Source organism: Olivibacter domesticus (assembly GCF_900109575.1).
Taxonomy (GTDB): Bacteria; Bacteroidota; Bacteroidia; order Sphingobacteriales; family Sphingobacteriaceae; genus Olivibacter; species Olivibacter domesticus.
The window spans coordinates 23,560-43,537 of sequence record NZ_FOAF01000006.1 but is presented as its reverse complement, the minus strand read 5'-3'; the positions used below and the strand labels follow the sequence as shown (position 1 = coordinate 43,537).

The 19,978-nt window shown below is 40.0% G+C and carries 14 protein-coding genes; 11 read left to right on the top strand and 3 right to left on the bottom strand.

Translation table 11 applies throughout. The annotated features are described in order from the left end of the window. Positions 1-14: 14 nt before the first annotated feature. The 7 genes from BMY50_RS19200 (at position 15) to BMY50_RS19175 (ending at position 13,438) form a co-directional block, all read left to right on the top strand. Positions 15-2,615, top strand: coding sequence for a glycerophosphoryl diester phosphodiesterase (locus BMY50_RS19200; RefSeq protein ID WP_238383823.1), 2,601 nt, complete (start codon positions 15-17; stop codon positions 2,613-2,615). Positions 2,616-2,692: 77 nt separating this feature from the next. Continuing rightward, entirely contained in the window at positions 2,693-4,900 is a 2,208-nt protein-coding gene (locus BMY50_RS19195; protein ID WP_093327690.1) for a hypothetical protein, read from the top strand. A gap of 6 nt (positions 4,901-4,906) precedes the next feature. Then, positions 4,907-6,994 (top strand): SGNH/GDSL hydrolase family protein, encoded by a 2,088-nt coding sequence (locus BMY50_RS19190; protein ID WP_093327688.1) that lies wholly within the window; start codon positions 4,907-4,909, stop codon positions 6,992-6,994. Next, on the top strand, positions 6,984-9,263 hold the full coding sequence (locus tag BMY50_RS19185) for a TIM-barrel domain-containing protein (protein WP_093327686.1): 2,280 nt from the start codon (positions 6,984-6,986) through the stop codon (positions 9,261-9,263). The genes BMY50_RS19190 and BMY50_RS19185 overlap by 11 nt, the downstream gene beginning before the upstream one ends. Then, positions 9,247-9,414 carry a hypothetical protein gene (locus BMY50_RS28180; RefSeq protein WP_162276637.1) on the top strand — a complete coding sequence of 56 codons (168 nt, stop codon included), beginning with the start codon at positions 9,247-9,249 and terminating at the stop codon, positions 9,412-9,414. Before BMY50_RS19185 ends, BMY50_RS28180 begins: the two co-directional genes overlap by 17 nt. Before the next feature lie 41 nt (positions 9,415-9,455). Continuing rightward, positions 9,456-11,744 carry an FAD-dependent oxidoreductase gene (locus BMY50_RS19180; protein WP_093327683.1) on the top strand — a complete coding sequence of 763 codons (2,289 nt, stop codon included), beginning with the start codon at positions 9,456-9,458 and terminating at the stop codon, positions 11,742-11,744. A 38-nt stretch (positions 11,745-11,782) separates the two neighbouring features. Further along, positions 11,783-13,438, top strand: coding sequence for a sodium:solute symporter family protein (locus tag BMY50_RS19175; protein ID WP_093327680.1), 1,656 nt, complete (start codon positions 11,783-11,785; stop codon positions 13,436-13,438). Positions 13,439-13,487: 49 nt separating this feature from the next. Here the strand turns inward: BMY50_RS19175 and BMY50_RS19170 are convergent, their stop codons facing one another. The 3 genes from BMY50_RS19170 to BMY50_RS19160 all read right to left on the bottom strand — a co-directional run bounded on the left by BMY50_RS19170 (position 13,488) and on the right by BMY50_RS19160 (position 15,896). Next, the gene (locus BMY50_RS19170; protein ID WP_139202298.1) at positions 13,488-14,168 is read right to left on the bottom strand and encodes a CpsB/CapC family capsule biosynthesis tyrosine phosphatase; all 681 of its coding nucleotides are present in this window, start codon (positions 14,166-14,168) and stop codon (positions 13,488-13,490) included. A gap of 150 nt (positions 14,169-14,318) precedes the next feature. Next, positions 14,319-15,014, bottom strand: a complete 696-nt coding sequence (locus tag BMY50_RS19165) for a LytR/AlgR family response regulator transcription factor (protein WP_093327674.1) — start codon at positions 15,012-15,014, stop codon at positions 14,319-14,321. Continuing rightward, positions 15,015-15,896: a sensor histidine kinase gene (locus BMY50_RS19160; protein WP_093327672.1), complete on the bottom strand. Its 882-nt coding sequence runs from the start codon at positions 15,894-15,896 to the stop codon at positions 15,015-15,017. A gap of 358 nt (positions 15,897-16,254) precedes the next feature. On the opposite strand from BMY50_RS19160, the gene BMY50_RS19155 reads away from it, so the two are divergent. The 4 genes from BMY50_RS19155 (at position 16,255) to BMY50_RS19140 (ending at position 19,977) form a co-directional block, all read left to right on the top strand. Then, complete coding sequence (locus BMY50_RS19155; protein ID WP_093327669.1) at positions 16,255-17,673, top strand: undecaprenyl-phosphate glucose phosphotransferase; 1,419 nt, start codon at positions 16,255-16,257, stop codon at positions 17,671-17,673. A 48-nt stretch (positions 17,674-17,721) separates the two neighbouring features. After that, positions 17,722-18,456, top strand: coding sequence for a tyrosine-protein phosphatase (locus BMY50_RS19150; RefSeq protein ID WP_093327667.1), 735 nt, complete (start codon positions 17,722-17,724; stop codon positions 18,454-18,456). Positions 18,457-18,774: 318 nt separating this feature from the next. Then, positions 18,775-18,966, top strand: a complete 192-nt coding sequence (locus BMY50_RS19145; protein WP_093327664.1) for a hypothetical protein — start codon at positions 18,775-18,777, stop codon at positions 18,964-18,966. A 495-nt stretch (positions 18,967-19,461) separates the two neighbouring features. Further along, a complete protein-coding gene (locus tag BMY50_RS19140) occupies positions 19,462-19,977 on the top strand; it encodes a cupin domain-containing protein (protein WP_093327662.1) in 516 nt (171 codons plus the stop codon). Position 19,978: the final 1 nt, after the last annotated feature.

The following is a 19,978-nucleotide window of genomic DNA, read 5'->3' as shown; positions in this document are numbered from 1 at the left end:
ATGTCAAAATTGTTATGAAAAAGGATGTTCTCATGCGTTATTGCCTATTTATTTCTATTGTTTTGGTTTTTATAAGTTTGACGGGCTTTGCTCAATCAAATGTAGATTTGGAGAATGACCATCTTAAGCTGCAGTGGACAAAAACACCGCAAGGTTATCGTTTGAATCAGCTCGTTTTAAAAGATGGGCAGCACGCCAATTCGGTTGTTAATCCGCTGGGTGAATACACGATATTATTCAGCAAAGATATACCAGACACAAGTAATACGAATGAGCAAGCCTATCAGCTTGATCTATTTAGCGCCTATCCGCATAATTTGAAGATGTGGAAAGAGGCGCTCCAACCTGTTCCATTGAATACGGCAGGTAAGGCTCTTTCTTTTTTTCCTAGGGAAGTTGATTCAAGTGATGGGGAACTGCACTTTAAACAGGATATGGGTGTACTTTCGATGGAATCACGCTGGCAACTAGACAATCATCATGCAAGCGATTTACTGGTAGAGATACGCATCACGGCAAAAGAAGATGGATATTACGCAATAGCCAGCCCGACGCTATATCCAACCGAAGAGAGCAATTTGAAATGGGCGATTCTTCCTGGTTACTTTCAGGGAAAGAAATTGGAACCAAATTTGACATTAGCATATGGTTATGGACAGGGGATACCGGATAAGCCCGTTGTGGTACGTGAACGGGTAGCGAGCACTTTAGCACCGCTCGTGCAGCAGCTGAATGGACTGAGTCTGGCGGTAACCCCAGAACCGGGAACAGGAAGGGATCCCTGGGAAACAGACGCCATAACCCAACGTAAATGGAAGTTAGGTTTATCTTTAATGAACCGCGCTGGCCAACTTTCGCCTACTTTATATCACCCTGTGTTAGGCGAGGATAGCTCCTATATGCATGCGGGCGAACAGCGGATTTTTCGATTTAGATATACATTAAATACCAATAGCTGGTTTGACCTCTATAAGCATGTGGTGTATGATATCTATAAATTCAACGATTTTCTGAAATTAAAAAACACCCATGAATCACTCACCCACCGCATCAATGCCATGGTGAACTATCTAAAAGATGATTCCACATCTCTTTGGAATACTTATGATTATAAGGGATTAAAAATTGGCGCACAAGCGTATTTGGGACCTATTGCCGGTTCGGATCATGATGCTGTTAAAAATTCAGACTACGGTGCCATGTGGATGGCTGCAAGGCTAAGTGGTGATACGGTACTTCAAAAAGAGAGACTGCCTGATGCCCGCAACTTCAAATTGGTACAACAGCAGCAGGATACGGGTTTTTTTCAGGGTGCTGCAATCGGTCAGTACTATCTATGGAAGGGAAAGCGTTTCACGGAAGAATGGGGGAATTATGTAGAACCTATCGCACTGACCTATTATACAATGATTGATCTCGGGAATATATTGTTATATCAACCACAGGATTTGGAACTTTTGAAACGTTTGCGGATAGGGGGGGATAAATTGTTGGCGTGGCAAAAGACGAATGGACAATGGGAAGTTGCTTATGATCGGAAGACTACGCATCCGGTGTTTAAGGAATTGATGGATCGACGCCCCACTTTTTATGGGTTGCTGGTGGCCTATCGTTTGTTGGGCGACAAAAAATACTTGGCGGGAGCTGAAAAAGGTGCCGCTTGGTTAATAGATGAAGCTGTTAACAAAGGTTCTTTTTTAGGTGTTTGTGGCGACGTTCGTTTTGCCCCGGATTTTGCAACTGGTCAGACGGCGCAGGCATTGCTGGATTTGTATGATCTCACTAAAAAGGAGGTATACCTCTCAGCCGCCATTGAAACAGCCCGATTGTATACAACTTCTATTTACACGCATCCAATCCCTTCTACGGCAGATAAGCGCGTTAAGGACGTGCAATGGAAGGATTGGCAGATTAGTCAGGTTGGTTTAAGTTTTGAGCATGGTGGGATTTTTGGTTCGGCCAATGTTTCTGGGCCGATTCTGCTCGCCAGCCACGCGGGCATGTTTGTTCGGATGTTTGAGCTTACAAAAGATGCTATTTTTATTGATATGGCGCGTGCTGCCGCTTGGGGAAGAGATGCATTTGTTGATCCGGCTAGCCATGTGGCATCTTATTATTGGAGTACCATGAATGCGGGGCCAGGGCCATTTCCGCATCATGCCTGGTGGCAAATAGGGTGGATTATGGATTATCTCCTCTCGGAGGCTTCCTTAAGAACAACTAATTTGATTAGTTTTCCCAGAGGATTCCTCACCCCTAAAGTTGGTCCGCACCAGCCTTATGGCTTTGCACCGGGCAAGTTGTTTAATGAAGAGGTAGCGCTTCACCTTCCTAAAAATACTGTTCAGATAGATAATGAAAAGATCGACTATTTCTGTGCCAAAGGTTTAACCAAAAACACCTACTATGTTGTGCTGATGAATAACAGTGTGGTTGACCAAAACATAGAGGTAGCTATTGACCTTTCGAAGGAATTTAAGCAAGAAGCGTCGAAAGGAAAACCAGTTTTGCTGGACCAAAAGGGGATGATAGTGCCGATACGCATCCAGACTAATAATAACATAACCATGCGCATTCCGGCCGCGGGTTTAAGGGTGATAAAATTTGATCGATAAAGACAATGATAAATCGAAAGTTAATAATATGTTGTTTATTTACAGGCTTATTGTTTTACAATAAGCTTGCAGCTCAAATGCTTAATCTTGCTAAAGGAAAGCCCGTTTCTATTGAGCCGAAAATTTCTGATAACCCTGGGAAACATTTTGTTGATGGGGACGATGCTACGTTGTTTTACGCTTACCCAACGGCTCCCATGAATGAAATAGTTGTAGACTTGTTGGGGGCCTTCTATATTGATCGTGTGTTGCTAAGAGGTTTTCGTGGAACAGACACGCTTCGGATCTATGCCATTAGCTCGGCTGGTGAGAAGAAGGAAGTTTTTGCCGATGTATTGCCGGCGAAAAAACTGATAACTTTTAAGCCGATTGAGGCGCATAAATTAGTTGTTGAATATAAACCGAAGGATAAAACATTGATGGGTGAGCTGGAAGTCTTTGCGTATGAACCCCAACCGGTAATGGTGAATCAAAGCGGTTACAATACGGGTGCTGTAAAAAGGTTTACAGCGCCGCTTGCGGCAGATGGTACCCCGTTTCTGGTCGTGAAAGCAGGGGAGAATAAAACCTTGTTTGAAGGGACGATAAAAGATAAAATAGGCGACTTTAGTGCATTCAATCCCACCGGTTCTTTAGCCTATCAGGTAATTGTTAAAGGAAAAGATGCCGGTAAATCTTTTCCTTTTAAGATAGCGCCCTATCTGATCGAACGGGTTTCTTACAAACCTGCGATGCAATTTATGATCGATGATAGATGTTGGTATGGGAATACCAATAGCTTTGTGCCTACCGTGGAAAATGCCGGTTGCCCCTTCTTGGGAGTTGCCTGGCGCGACAGTCATCAATTTTCATTTGAATTACAAGCCTTAATAAACCTATACTTCTCTAATCCGGACGCTTTTACAGTAGAACAAATGCCGATTGAGGGTCAGTATATCGGATTGAGAAAAGAGCTTCCTGAAAATACACCGGAGATTGTTCGCTTAATCTATTACGCGGTAGATATCTATTTAAGAGGAAAGGTGAATCATACTTTATTGAAAGAACAATTGGCTTATTTTTTATATGCGTACCCTTATCTGAGTGAGTATATACCCAAAGAAGTGTATGAGGAGGCAAAGGATTACCTGTTTTCAATATGGGGCAATACAGATAATAGTAGGTGGCGCTGGCACGATATTGAACACAGTGCTGATCTATTTCAAATCTATACCATTATGGGGACAGGGAAGGGACAATTCCCGCCAGGTCACTCCATTGTACCAAATCTGATGCTATATGAAGTGGCAAAACGAGAAGGGCGAAAGGATGCTGAGCGCTATTGGAATGCAGCGCTTAAGCAAACGGTGTGGATTATTGATAACCTTGATTGGAACGATCCGGCAACAACAAAGGGGCAGCGAATGAATGAATATGTAACAATGCAATCGCTGAGCTACTTTTTTAAGCATTATCCCGATAAAGCGCCGAAAAAGCTGCTGGAGAAAATAAGGTCTTGGGCGGAAGTGGCTGTAAAACGCTCGGATAATATGTGGGATTTTAGGAAGTATAAAGAGGATAAATGGGTAATACCTGACATTAAACCAGCGAGTGATCCAACGTTTAATCCAAATGGTAGCTTTAATGAACCTGGTAATATTGCGGGGTTTCCGGCAGCTGTCTTGGCTGCGAAGCAAGTACTGAGTGATAAAAAGTTGAAGGACAAGTTGGAGCAATTGGCGGTAGGCCATATTGACAATGTATTTGGTAGAAATCCTACCGGCAGGCATTACAGCTATGATGCCTGTGTCGATTTTGAAGGGGCCGACATTGGCTGGTTCCAGGAATTGGAAGGTGGAGCGGGTATGCTGCAAACGGTTAGAGGTGTGTTAGATGGCTCGCCAAAGGAGGATGTGTACCAATATGATCCATATGGAGGCGATCCCGGTCATACGGAAGGCTGGGTTACTTTTAATACTGCCTGGATGGAAGGAATTGCTTATAGAAATTATGATTTAACGGCCTTGAGTGTCATAGGTAACTTAAAGAATAAAGAAATAACGCTACAACTGGCTGCACCGCTGAACTTAAATCCTTTGGTGCAAGAGCAGGCTAAAATACGTGTAGCTAAAAATGGTAAAGATGATACGGTAGTGGTGCTGGAAGAGGAAGGCGTAGACGCTTTGTATTTTAAGAAAGTGTTGAACGTAGAAGAACTGCCTTTTAAGTTGATAAAAGGCGATGTACTTACCTTTTCTTATGGTTTAGGTCATTTTACTAAAGAAGCATCTATCACTATTAATTAATTTAATATGGGATTGAAGGTTAGCTGTATTTTTTTATTGTTAAGCTGTTCGGTATGGAAAGTGCAAGCGGCTAAATATTTGTTTTTAGTAGCTGGACAGAGTAACGCCGTGGGGAAGGGTGACGCCTCATTGTCGCCTGCTCTAATGCCTGGAACAGCCTATGAATATGTCTATCAAGAAGACTCCCTGAGGCCATTGATCGATCCCGTGGGTGCCAATGAATTGGACTTTGAGTCGGCCACATCGGGAAGTGCTTGGCCTGCTTTTTCTCGTACTTTTCATCAGCTCACCGGCGACACCATTATATTAGTGCCGGCTGCTAGAGGGGGAAGTTCCTGCAACGAAAAGGCAGAACTGGATAGCTATGGAACATGGGCGTCTTCTGGGAAACTATTTAAGAATGCTTTGCGTAAGGTTTCGGCTGCCATGAAAAAGACCGGATTGCCGTTAAGTGGTATTATTTGGCTGCAGGGCGAACGGGATGCCAATGCTATTAATAAAAAACAGTTAAGTCAATTGGCCTACGAACAGTGTTTTAAAGAGCTGATAGAGCGCTTTAGAACTGCTTTACATGCTAATACTCCAATTTTTATAGTTAAAACAGGTTATTATAAAGATCACCCAACGATGGGTTTTGATCTAGTAAGGGCCAGTCAGGGAAATATAGCCAAACAAATGGATGCGGTGCATATTGCTTTTGAGGGGACTAATCTTTTTATAAATAGTGGTTTCATGATGGATGAAATCCATTACAATCAAGGTGGCTTGGATAAGGTGGGGGATTCGCTCGCGGTTAAGATAGTTAATACCCTTCGGATACGTGAACAGCGATTAAGTAAGTCCTCGGTGCTACACATAGCAGGAATTGACGAGTTTAAACTTCGAAGTGGGCTGCCGGATTTTTTTAAAAAAACCAACCGAAGTAAAAAGGTCCGTGTAGCTTATATTGGTGGGAGCATTACAGAAGCAAACTATGGATATCGTAAACAAACCACAAAACTTCTTAGTGAATTATTGCCCAACAACGAAATCATTGAACTAGCAGCAGGTATTCCGGGCACGGATGCTGACCTAGGTGCCTGCCGGGTGGCTGATCAATTGCTGTCTAAACAGCCGGATCTAGTCTTTATAGAATTTGCTGCGAATGGTGGTTTTCCACAAGGTATAGAGGGGATTATCCGGCAGGTAAAAAAGACGGATGTCCATACGGATGTTTGTTTGGTATATGTGGCAACGGTGAATCAATTGAATGCTTACCAAGAAGGATCAATATTACCTCATATTGTTGCGATAGAACAGTTAGCAGATTATTATCAATTGCCTTCTGTGCACATGGCTTTATACCCGGCTTGGATGGTGCAGCAAGAAAAACTGGTGGCCAAGGGAGACCCAGAGGTTAAATCTGGCAAACCGATTTTTACAGCGGATGGGGTGCATCCCTTAAAGGAGGGAGGAAACCTGTATGCTGCTGCGATAGCAAGAATGTTCAGTGCTGCTTATGATCTTTTTGTGCCGGAAGAGGCGACGATACATGATTTGCCAACTGCAATGTATCCCGATAATTGGGAGGAAGCGCAATGGGTTAATCCAAAAGAAGGTGCAATATTTTCGAACGATTGGAAAGAAATACCTACCAGTGGGCGACTGCAGCAATTTGCGACATGGTTTCCGACCGTTATGGCTGCAGAAACCCTTGGAGCGAGCTGCACGATCCGCTTTGAAGGAGATGCTATTGGGTTGTTTGATATTGGAGGACCGGAAGTTGGACAGCTGAAGGTGTTATTGGATGGCAGGGAGGTGCAAATGCTCGTTGATGAAGGGGTTCGTTATAAGGTAGTCAATGAAGGGCTTACTGGAATTAACCGGTTTAATAGTAATTGCAACAATCGTTACCGAGGGCAATATTTTGTGCTGCAGGTCAATCCTGGAAAACATGAGGTGACGTTTAGCATAGATAAAACGATACCCGATAAGAGAGAGATTTTGGGAACAAAGCAATTAAAGGATATTACAGAACATCCCGAAAAATATGCGCATTCAGAAATCTACATAGGGAAAATTTTAGTAAAGGGGCATATTTTACATGAAAAGTAAAGGTCTTGTGTTTTTATTTTATTTCGTTTGCTTCTCTGTTAAGGCCGCAAATTTACCGGATACATTATTTATCAAAAGAGATAAGTATACTTTTTTTATCATGCCGCAAGGTTTGCGTTATGGCGCCTTATTAAATGAGGGGCAAACAGCCGCAATATCGCCACATGCACAAGCAGGAATCCGTTTTGTAAAAGGAGCTGAAAGTGCTCCCCTCACTGCTAATGCTACAGCTGTATTAAAACAAGGGAGAGATCTGTTGCTGTTAAGCGTTGAAAATAAAGAGGGCGTAAAAGCGCAATTGAGTATATTTTTAGATACAAATTATATTGCTTTAAAGTTGATACCATCTGTCGGCCGTGACGATGATGACTTGTATGTAATAGATTTTTGTACAGCTGCTACTGGCCCTGCCTATGGTTTGGGAGATCATGGGGGCTACGGAGATAACACCGCGATCCATCATTTTACAGATAATGATTTTGGTAATCGGGATAACGGGCATCGTTTTATATCCAACTTTGCCATTTTTCCCAAAAATAACTTTGCACAGGTCCTTTTTGAAAAACGAACAAAGCGTGTAGCGATCAACGATAAAGAAAATCGCTTAGGTGCAGTAGGTGTAAAGGATGCTACTATTTACTATTTTCTTGGGAGCCCTCAGGTAATCTATGCCAGTTATAAGCAGGTGAAAGTGCGGGAAGGATACCAAGACGTGAAACCGAAATACCGATTTTTTGAAGTAGGGTATGAAGCATTTGGATCGTTGGGATGGAATACTTTTCAGCATTCGGTGCAAGAGGATATTGATAATTACCTGCAACGCGGATTTAAATTAAAGTGGGCGGTGATAGGCTCGGGATTTTGGAAGGGAGAAAGAAGAAATCCAAATGAAGGCAGTACCACTAGCTTTGGTATATGGGATGACGAGCCGCAGAAGGGAAGAAGGGATGGTCTACCATCTCCGAGATATCCTGATGTGAGCGGCTTTAAAGATTTCTTCGTTAAGCGGGAGATAGATTTATTGCTGGGGTTGCGTATTAATTTTAAAGCACCTCAACAATATAATGGTAACTTTTATCAGGCAAACGATGGGTTTTATACGTTGCAGGGAATGGATTCAAGCTATTTTGTAAAGGGGGTGAGAGGGGAGCCGGGTACTTATAAGGTCGTCTTTCCACAGGGAAACGTGTTTTTGTTGAATAGTGAGAATAGACAAGCGGTTGATTGGTATGTGAAAGGCGTTGATAAATGGGGCGTGAAAGGATTTAAGGAGGACCTCATGTTATTGGACGGCGCGAAGCTAAATAACGATGCAAAAGTTGATTTAGTTAATAGGTCTTTGATAGATAAACAATATTTAATAATGGCTCGAAATGGAGCATACGCTGTTCCGGGTCATATTTTGCGATTGGAGGATACGCAATACGGTCATGACCAAGACCGTCCTGTCATTAACGGATTGAATTATGCAGCAAGTGGTGTGCCCGCCGTTTACTTAGATATTGTGGCGGGTAAATACTTGACATTGCCACTTACGACTGATCAAGAACTGTATTTTGCGAGAAATGCCATGCTGGCTGCCATAAGCCCTGTGATGGCTATGGGTTTAGGACCATGGAATATTACACATAGCCATTACAGGAATGCGGTGAAGAAAGCAGCGGACTGGCATACTAAATACGCGCCTTATCTTTATAGTGCGGCAGTTAGCAGTTTTGAAGAAGGTTTTCCGTATGCCATGACGCCACTGCCGATTGCTTTTCCTACTGATACAAGCACCTATTATTTGGCAGGTAAGGAGCATCGACAATATGCTTGGATGCTGGGCGAGTCTTTATTGGCGACACCGCTGTACGGAAATGATTATGCCACTGCGACCTCACGGGATGTGTACCTGCCAGAAGGGAAATGGATAGATTATGAAAATGGGACAGTTTTTAGTGGCCCTTGTATATTGCAAGATTACGCATTTCCTGTCGACAAGTTGCCTCTATTTATAGGTGGAAAGGGGATTTTAGTAAGCAGCCAAAAACAGGAATTTTATGCAGAGATATATCCTATATCAGAAAAAGCATTTTCGTATAATTTCTTCTTTCCTGATGGTATGGGAAAATCTACTATTAATAAGAGCGTGAAGGGCATCATCGATGAAAATGTCAAGGTGAAAGACCTTACTATGAATAAAAAGATTGAATTAGAACTAAAGCAAGGGAATAAATGGTGGAGCTTTAAACTGTTGCCAGGGCATCGATATGAAATTTACAAATAAGTTTTATATCCCTACGAAATCATCATTGGAGGGCTCTCTGAAAATCGATAATGTGCCGCCAGGGAGCTATGAGCTTAGAATAAAAGGTCTAACAGGTACAATAGAAAGTCAATGGTCGCCTTGGGAACAGGTAATAATAGCCGGAGCTTGAGCGATATGCATAAAAGGAATAAAAACCAATAAAAATTAGCGATGAAGTTTAAAGAAGAATTTGTAGCAGCAGGAAGAAATAAGCGTGTGGAAGTACTAAAGGCCGATCTCGTTGTGACAGGGGGGGGACTTTCTGGCGTTTGTGCAGCAATCACAGCTGCCCGTAAAGGGATTAAAGTGATACTTGTACAAGACCGGCCAGTACTTGGCGGTAACGCATCCAGTGAAATCCGTCTGTGGATATTGGGAGCTACTTCACATATGGGTAATAATAACCGGTGGAGCCGTGAGGGTGGGGTGGTTGACGAACTATTGGTAGAAAATACGTATCGTAATCCTGAGGGAAACGCTGTTATTTTGGACATGATTTTGTTAGACAAAGTAGCTCAAGAATCAAATATTACCTTATTACTCAACACAGCTGTATATGAGGTGGAAAAAGATGGGCCTGATCATATCACAGCATTGACAGCATTTTGCAGTCAAAATTCAACAGAATATCAGCTAAGGGCACCTTTATTCTGTGACGCATCTGGAGACGGTATTATTGGTTTTTTGGCCGGCGCAGCCTTTAGAATGGGTGCTGAAAGTAAAGAGGAGTTTGGAGAGTTGATGGCGCCAGAAGCTGTATATGGAGAACTGCTGGGGCATAGCTTATATTTTTATAGTAAAGATGTGGGTAAATCGGTTAAGTTTATACCGCCCGCATTTGCGATGGACGTAACGAAAGAAATTCCGCGATTTAAGAATTTTAACGCACGGGAATTTGGCTGTAAATTGTGGTGGGTAGAACACGGAGGTAGAATGGATACGGTGCATGATAGTGAAAAAATTAAATGGGATCTGTGGAGGATCGTTTACGGTGTATGGGATTATATCAAGAATTCGGGAAATTTTCCCGAAGCGGATACCATGACGTTAGAATGGGTAGGCGCCATTCCAGGGAAAAGAGAAAGTAGAAGATTTGAAGGAGATTATATACTGACACAACAGGATCTGGTAGAACAAAGGAAACATGAAGATGCAGTGGCTTATGGGGGATGGTCTATTGACCTACATCCTGCAGATGGTGTGTTCGGTGAAAATAACGCCTGTGATCAGTGGCATAGTAAAGGGGTTTTTCAGATTCCTTACCGTTGTTTGTATAGCCGCAACATTAAGAATCTATTGCTGGCGGGACGAATTATCAGCGTAAGCCACGTCGCCTTTGGAGCTACTAGGGTAATGGCTACCAGTGCTTACGTGGGAGAGGCGGTGGGTATGGCAGCTGTTTTATGCAAGCAGTTAAAAATAAACCCGGCAGCTATTTTACAAGAGAAAAAGATCAATTTACTTCAGCAGGAACTAATAAGAATAGGCCATTATATTCCACATGTAGTGCAAAAAGATCCGCTGGATTTGATGCAGCAAGGTTTTATAAAAACTTCTTCTGTATGGGAGTTTAACGGATTTGATGCCATAGATGTTCAATGGAAGCCTTTGCTCATTGCTGCTGCTCAATTGCTACCGTTGCCGAGCGGTCTATGCCCAACCTTTAAGATAAGCGTGCAAGGGAGCTGCAACACTTCATTAGTAGTGGAATTGAAAAAAAGCAGTCGAATTGGAAGCTTTACACCGGATGTTCTGCTAGCGAGCCAAACGCTCAATGTGAAGGAAGGAGAGCAGATGCTGGAGTTAATTTTTGATGTCACACTGACGCATCCTGCATATGTATTTCTCGTGTTTAAAGATAATTCGGATATTTTACTTCCTTATACAGAGCAACGGGTTACGGGACTGGTTTCTGTATTTAACGGTGTAAACAAAGCGGTATCAAATTACGGGAAACAAATTCCACCGTTAAATATGGGAGTTGAAGCCTTTGAATTTTGGTGTCCTGCACGAAGACCTGAAGGACAAAATATATTGCTAGCGCTCTCTGAAAGAATCCACATTTTTGATAGTAGCTTTCTTGTAAATGGTATAGATAGGCCAACAGTGAGTACAAATGCCTGGGTGGCAGACCCTGCAGACCCTCATCCGGCAATAGAAATTGTTTGGAATAAAAAACAAAAGATAAAAAGGCTAGATCTTTTCTTCGATACGGATTTCGATCATCCAATGGAGTCTGTATTAATGACGCATCCTGAACGTGTAATGCCTTTTTGTATACAGGAGTATAAAATTCTAGATGGTGAGGGGAACATATTATATGAAAAACGGAATAACTATAAAACAGTCAATACTATAATCTTTGATCGTTTTGTAGAAACAGAAAGATTGACCATTAGTATGGAACATCCTTCGGCTAAAGTTCCGGCAGCCTTGTTTGCTATACGCTGTTATGCTTAAATTCTAAAACAATTGTCTTAAACAAAAAAAAGATCGTGATGAATAACATCGATTATGTAGTAATGGCCGTATTTGCCCTACTGATTTTATGTATTGGAATGGTGTTTACTTATTCGGGAAGTAAGAATACCTCGACATTTTTTGAAGCGGGCGGGCAAACACCTTGGTGGATTAATGGGCTCTCTTTGTTTATCAGCTACTTTTCGGCAGGGACTTTTGTTGTTTGGGGATCCATTGCCTATCAAGCGGGATTTGTAGCCAACGGGATACAGTTGACCATGATGTTAGGGGGATTAATAACGGCTATCTTTATTGCTCATCGATGGAAGAAAACCGGCGCACTTACAGCAGCAGAATACATCGGCGTTCGTTTTGGTGTAAAAACACAGCAATTTTATACTACGCTAACATTATTGTATAGTCTGTTTTCTGTTGCGGCAGTTTTATACCCGGTAGGAAAGATGGTAAATGTTGCATCAGGAATTTCTATTGAGGCCAGTGTGCTCATCATTGGCGGTATTATTATTTTATACACCGCTGCGGGTGGCCTTTGGGCCGTTTTAGTAACAGATGTGGTACAATTTGTGGTATTATCTGCCGCGGTATTAATTGTGATTCCGCTAGCATTAAAGGATGCCGGAGGTATCCCGACTTTTGTGTCCAATGCTCCAGATCGTTTTTTTGATTTTTTTAATAGTGAGTACAGCGTTGGATTTTTTCTTGCTTTTCTTTTGTATCAAACTATTTATATAGGGGGCAACTGGCCATACGTGCAACGTTACACGAGTGTTTCTAATGAAAAGAATGCACGTAAAGTTGCCTTTTTATTTACGGGGCTATATTTGATCTGTCCGTTTATTTGGATGCTACCTCCCATGCTTTACCGTGTGATTAATCCAAGTTTACAAGGTATAGAAGCGGAAGGGGCCTACATGATGATGGCGCAAAAGGTATTACCTGCTGGCTTGGTTGGTTTAGTGCTTTCAGGAATGATTTCTGCTACGGCCAGTAAAGCAAATACGACACTCAATTTAGTTGCAGTAGTTTTTGCAAATGATGTTTATAAAAAGATCTTTTTTCCGAAAGCTTCTGATAAAACATTGGTATGGGTTGCAAGAGTCTTTACGGTGCTTTTTGGATTACTTACGATGGTTATTGCTATTCTGATACCTAAAGTTGGTGGGATTGTGGAAATGGTATTGAGTACAGCAGCAATTGCTGGCGGATCACTCTTTGCTCCTCTTATTTGGTCGTTATTCTCAAAAAAGCAAACCGCTGTATCTATTGTAACAGCTTCCCTAATCAGTTTAATGGTCAGTATGTTTATGAAGATAGGTGCTCCTGTATTGTTGGAAATAAAATTAAATAGGGTTTGGGAGACTGCTTTGGGGGTCGGTTTACCGCTTTTGGTATTGTTGTTTTTTGAAGTAGTTAATAGCAGTCAACATTACCCTTCATTTAAAGGTGCAGCAGGTAAATTAGCGGCGACAGATAAAGATAGTGAATCACAGAAGCAAAACGCATTTGGAGTAAAAGTAATAGGTATATCTATTGCGCTGGTGGGATTGGGTATTAGCATACTCGGATTTTCTGCAGCGAATGGAGCTGTGGCTGTTGTTGTGGGTGGAGGGATATTATTAGGGGGAGCCGCAATATGGCGATCATCAACAAAACGTATGCCTTTAAGGGGTTAGTATGCTAATTGCTAACCCCAATAAAGTCTTTGGGTTTATATTTGAATGTTTAATATGTTGTTAGTAACTCTTTGTTCTTTATCTGTGGCGATTGTAGCTGCTTAACTAATTTTTTGGAATGGAAAAGCTCATTTACCATATATTGTTCGTCAGCGCTGCAAGCTCCAGATCCGGCAAAACTTACGCGTTCTTCTTTAAATAACTTTTGTGCCAAACGTTTGGACTCGATTCCATTATGCCCTGTTAAAGACAGCATGTCCGTTTCAAATAAACAACCTTGGAGAATTACACGTTGTATGTTACGATAATTGTCTTGCAAACATTCATACTGCTCGGCTTTAACTAATATAGGTGTATAACCTCTTTGTTTGAGATCGGCTATGCCATCTTCAAGGTCTTTACTTAAGATCGCTGAACTGGCTTGTAAGAGCACATAATTTTTTCCAAAACATACAAGTTCACTTTCTTGTAGTTCTGCTGTTTCCGTTTCTAGGTGATAAAGACGTACCGTGCGAATTGGAAGGGCTGCTTCCATAATCGTTTGATTAGCACTTTCATTGTCTAATGCAGCGCCAATAATAGCATTATAACCCGAAATTTTGAGGCCTTCAGTTACATCATTGGTGGCAAAGAAATCACTGCTCGAATTGAGCAAATCGATATGCATGTCGACGCCTAATAAACTGCCTACTGAAATAGAAGTAGTATCGTTTGGTAGAATTGAGATCATCCTATATGTTTTTATTACTGCGTATCATTTTCTTCAGTATAAATATAGGATGATCTATTGTTTGTTGTAATATTTCTTGAATTTTTTGTATTTGAATGACTGCTTTTTGTGTGTAAACCATAATTATATGACGGATTGCTTAATATTTTTTTAAACAATCATCATGTTTGATTTGATTTCGGTAAAATATGTGCGGCCAATGGGCACTTTTGTACCGTCTAAAAGACTTAATTCTAGCTGATTAAATGAACTTATGTGATTTCGGTTTACCAAATACGATTTATGAACGCGTAGAAAGGGGTGGCCTGCCGGTAATTTCGCTTCAAACTCTTTTAAGTTTTTTCGCAATGCAACTCTTCTCTCTCCGATTTTCAACTCTACATAGTTGCCGTTTGCCTTTATGAAAAGTAAATCATTAAGCGCAACATGATGCTTGTTCCGGCCCATTGGAAGGTATAAGCTTTGTACTTTTGGGCTTTGTACGTGGCCCAATGCCATTTCTATATTGGCGTATAGATCTAACTTGGAGAATGGTTTAAGCAAATAACCGTAGGGCTTTGTGCTTTTAGCACTTTCAATATAGGAGCTTTCCGTACGGGATGTCGTGAAAATAAAGGGTAAACCTAACTGATGTAAAGTGTGCGCTAAACCTATACCGTTTTTGGCCCCGCTTATACCAATATCTAGTAGAAATAGATCCGGTTGCGCTGTTTTTGTCATTGAAAGGGCTTCTTCGTAAGTGCTGGCAATACCACACACCGTATAACCCACATCCTGGAGCATCTCTTGCATGTCCATTGCAATGATCATTTCATCTTCAACTATAACAATTCGTAAATTTTGCATCTAAATACTTCTGAAATTAATTTTAAAAATGGAGATTTCTCTGAATTCGTAATGAATCGTTCCTTTTAGTTGTTTGGTGAGGTTGTACAGTAAGCGTAATCCCATGGTGTTTACACTCGTGAAGTCAATTGGAGAAGAAAGACCTTTTCCATTGTCACTGTAGTGCAGGCAGTATTGCCCATGTTGTAAAGGGGACAGCTCAATGTTTAAATGTAGTTTTTGTTCTTTAGGTTTTGCATACTTAATGGAATTGGTTATTAATTCTGTGAGTAGTAGGCCAAAAGGAATAACTGTATCGGTTTCAAATTTTATAGTGCCTACCGATATATGTGGGAGGATGGGATGCTTATTTGTAATGTAACTTTGTAAAAGATAATGCACTAAGTCGTGCGTATATTGCTTCATGTCTACGAAGCCTTGACGATCTTCACTGTATAGTTTTTGGTGCACTAACAACATGGATTGTAACCTTACGGCACTCTCGTGTAGCGCCTGTTTGGCTTCTGCATTGTCGGAGGAGCGCATCTTCATGTTCAATAAAGAGGACACAAACTGTAGATTATTTTTCACACGGTGGTGAATTTCATTTAACAATAATTCGTTTTTATCATTGGTGTCTTTTAAAACATCATATTGCGTTTGGAGTGCTCCATTAATTTTCTGTAATTCAATAATCTGCCTTTGTGTGTTTTTATTACGTCTATAAAGTATAAAACCGATAAGCATTATACCAAATTTAGAGCTTTGTGTAGCCAGCACCGAAAGTCGCGATGGTCTTTTTTTTAACCGAACGACCTTGGCGTAATGTTTAGTGGCTGAGTTTGGTTTCGTATGTAACAATTTAAATAATAATGCTTGTGGGTTTAATAGTCTTTCTTTCACATGTATGTGTTAAAATTATATAAATTTTATGTGAATAATTGTTGAAATTCGTTAACAATTTTACAATTAAGTGTAAAAATCATGCCAAATTTATCAATAATTGTGTATAAACATTTATAAATTGTTTATGTGTGTGTTGATTTTTTGACAAGTATGTCATTTTTTTGCATGAGTTTATTATTTAATCAGGTTCCATGAACAAAAAGTACATAAAGCGAGATTTTTATGAGGTGTGAATAAAAAATAAAGAGTGCTGGATTTTTGTTATATTATAATATAGCGGTATGGTTTTTGCTAAGCGCGTTTTTGCCTTAAAAATGCTCTTTACTGTGTAATATCTTCTCATAATTTACTTCATATGGACTTAAGTAGCCGTTATTTCTTTCATTTTACGCATGTAGTTTCAGACTTCTTTTTTATTATTCTCTCGTTTTTTGTGGCTGTTCGCCTGAGTAACTATGAGTATTTTTATCAACTGGGGCTTTACGATTTAGGTTTCTTATTGTTTTTATTATGCGGCTGGTATTTTACTGCTCGTTCAAGCCGTTTATACGAAGATAAAATACAGGAGAACCAAATGCGAGAACTTTTTAAAACTGCTAACACTATACTTTGGCAAATTATGCTTGTAGTGCTTTTCATTTTTGCGGTGAAAGAAAATGATTATTCGAGAACTTTTGTAGTGATTTATGGTGTACTGTTGGGGTTTTTAATACCGCTAAGTAAAATTTTGCTAAAAAAAATCTACTTGCTTGTTTTTAGGCATGGCTATTTAAGAAGGAGAGCGTTGGTTATTGGGGGGGGAGAGAACGGCCAATTATTTTGTAAATATATCCGTGAGAACAAATTTTACGGTTATGAGTTGGTCCGTTATGTACAAGGAGTACTAAGTCTTTCTCGTCCCGCAAGCAATGAAAAGGACGGAAGAGTGTTGATGTTGGGCGGTCAGCCATTAGGAAATATCGATGATATTGATGAAGTGTTTATTACGGAAGAGCCCGATGCACCATATAATGCAAAGGAAATAGCTTCTGTATTAAGTGCTCATGCCGTGCGCTTACGGATTATACCGAATGTGTTCCAAATGAGTAGTCCTGGAATGTACAGTTTTAGTATGATAGGCGGATTTCCTTTATTAAGTGTGCGTAATGAACCGCTAGAGGATATTTATAACCGGGCGGCAAAGCGGGGTTTTGATTTGATTTTTAGCGGTTTCGTGCTAATTTTTGTATGCTCGTGGCTTTTCCCGATCATAGCTATTGCTATTAAATTGAATTCAAGAGGACCTGTTTTTTATAAACAAGAACGGTGGGGAAAACGTAATAGACCCTTTTTATGTTATAAATTTAGGTCTATGTATGTAAAAGCGCCTGACACAAATAATCAAGGTAAATTTCAACAGGCGCAGAAAGATGACCCGCGTATAACGAAGGTAGGAAGGATCTTGAGAAAAACTAGTTTGGACGAATTTCCACAGTTTTTAAACGTATTACGAGGAGAAATGTCTGTAGTTGGACCACGTCCTCATGCTTCGTTAATGAACCTCGAATCTACCTATCTGGTGAAAAATTACTTGGTAAGGCATCAGGCAAAACCCGGTATTACCGGTTGGGCACAGGTAAATGGGTTAAGGGGTGAATCTGCTAACCCAAATCTCTTGAAAGCCCGAATTGAACATGATATTTGGTATATTGAACATTGGGCCTTTTTACTTGATTTAAAAATCATATTTTTGACTTTTTGGAGAATGATTATTGGAGACAAGCAGGCTTATTAGATAGCCGATTGGTTGGTTAGGAATTGATGGTGTTTGAAATTAGGAAAAATGTTTAGTTTATTTAAAAAACAAGGCCATACAGATCTGCAATGGATGGGAACGGATATACATTCTCACCTTTTACCAGGTATAGATGACGGGGTGCAAACGCTTGTCACCAGTATTGATTTTATTAAAAAATTACAAGCGCTAGGGTTGAGTCGTTTTATCATAACACCTCATGTTTACGATGAAGTGTACCCTAATACTCCTGAAATAATTGCAGCAGTACATCATACGTTAACGGATGAATTAAGAAAAGAAAATATAGATGCTTACACGTTTGCTGCGGCTGAACATATGTTGGGAGAGCAATTCGCGAGTTTGTTAAAAAATAATAGACTAAATACTTTTCCTAATAATTTTTTGCTGATAGAAATGCCCTGGCTGGCAGAACCCATGCAACTGGAGCAAACTATTTTTGAAATCGTTACGAAAGGCTATAAACCTATTATGGCCCATCCTGAACGCTATACTTTTTATTTTCAAAAACCGCAAGCATATCACCGTTTAAAGGAGCTAGGTTGCTTATTGCAATTGAATTTGCTTTCACCAACAGGTTATTATGGCAAGGAAGTAGCGAAAGCTACCATGTACCTTATAAAAAATGGATTATACGATCTGGTAGGTACTGATCTACACCATGAGCGTCATTTAGGAAAGATTACACAATATGTTAAAAGTGGCCAAGCACATAAAGATTTAGGTGGACTAAATCTGCAAAATCAACTTTTATTTTCTTAATTGATCTGTCTGCTATTGCAGTTCTTTTAATTCTGTTGCATTGAATAAGCTCCTTTTCAAAACACATTGGTTTTAAACAAAGATGATCTTATTATTAAATCTTTAATAATTAATACTCAAATTTTCTCTATTTATACACGTTTCGTGCTTATATCTACTTGGAAACGTTTGATTTACCGATATTTGGTGCAGCTATCTAAAGTAATACCAAATGGTATGTGCGTAATTGAAGATAATATACTTGAAAACAGGTATATTTACCCGTGCTAATATGGTTACCTTTGTACCTTAGATGCTTTTATAAAAACCTAATTGTAAATGAATAATAAAAGTAATATGCCGGCTAAACTGGGGCAATGGCAGAGGCTGCATCTTAATGAGGGGGAACTTGCTAAGATTTGTGCAGAGAGAGGTGAAGGTAAATCTCTTTTACGAGCTGATACGGATCGCCAATTAGTGTATGAGGATTTTGAAATCGATAATGATTACCTTATACTCTATGCCGAGTAATTAAAGAATTAATTTTTGCAAAAAGAAGCAAATATTAACTGATTTCGGGCCTTGTCTCTTCTTTAAAGAAGTCCTTTCTATAAGGGCTATGGTTGTTTAGTGCCTTTTTTACAATCGTTTATCTCCCATCACACTTACTTCTACAAATTTACACATTATTGTGTAGTTGGTACACATGTATAATGGTAAATCTTGTTTGCTTCTGAAAAGCTTGCTATTTTCGAAGAAAGCCAATAAAATGACTTTTTATTTTAAAATGTTGTTAAGATTTGGTTAATTAATTGAAAAATATTCATTTATATGTCGTGCTTTATGAAAATATTATACTGTAATATTTTTAGTGCGAGTTAACTCCTTCTTACTCAGGGTAGAATTTTGACGAAACGAGCTGAGTGAACGTTTAGAAAGACAATAATAAGGGGAAAAACATGAAATATTTTTGGGGATGTAATATTCGGATTCATGTTGATTGTATAAGATTAAATATTTTCAATTATGCGTATCTCATATAAGCGTGATCTTTTTGAAGAAGTGAAAGCCAAACTCGCATTACAAGGTTTTCGTATTGCTAGCTTAGATCAATCACAACCGTGGGGCGGTTTTCTTCTTATAGACGAAGCCCAATCGATGCAGTTTGCAAAGATGTACTTTAAAAATTGGAAAATGAATCAATACGTTTCTCCTCATCTCCCAATGAAACCGAAAATTTTAGTGGTTGAACCAAAACGCGCAATTGCATGGCAATATCATCTACGAAGGGCCGAATGGTGGCAGGTGCTTGTGGGGGAGGTAGGGGTGATAACAAGTGATAACGATGAAGAAGGGACGTTATCTATAAAGCAATCAAATGAATTAATGGAATTAAGTCCCGGTAAACGTCATCGTTTGGTAGGATTAAAAGATTGGGCCGTAATCGCACAAATATGGCACCATGTTGATGCGCAAAATCCTTCTGATGATCATGATGTAGTGCGGTTGAATGACAATTTCTTAGATAAACAAGCAATTTAAT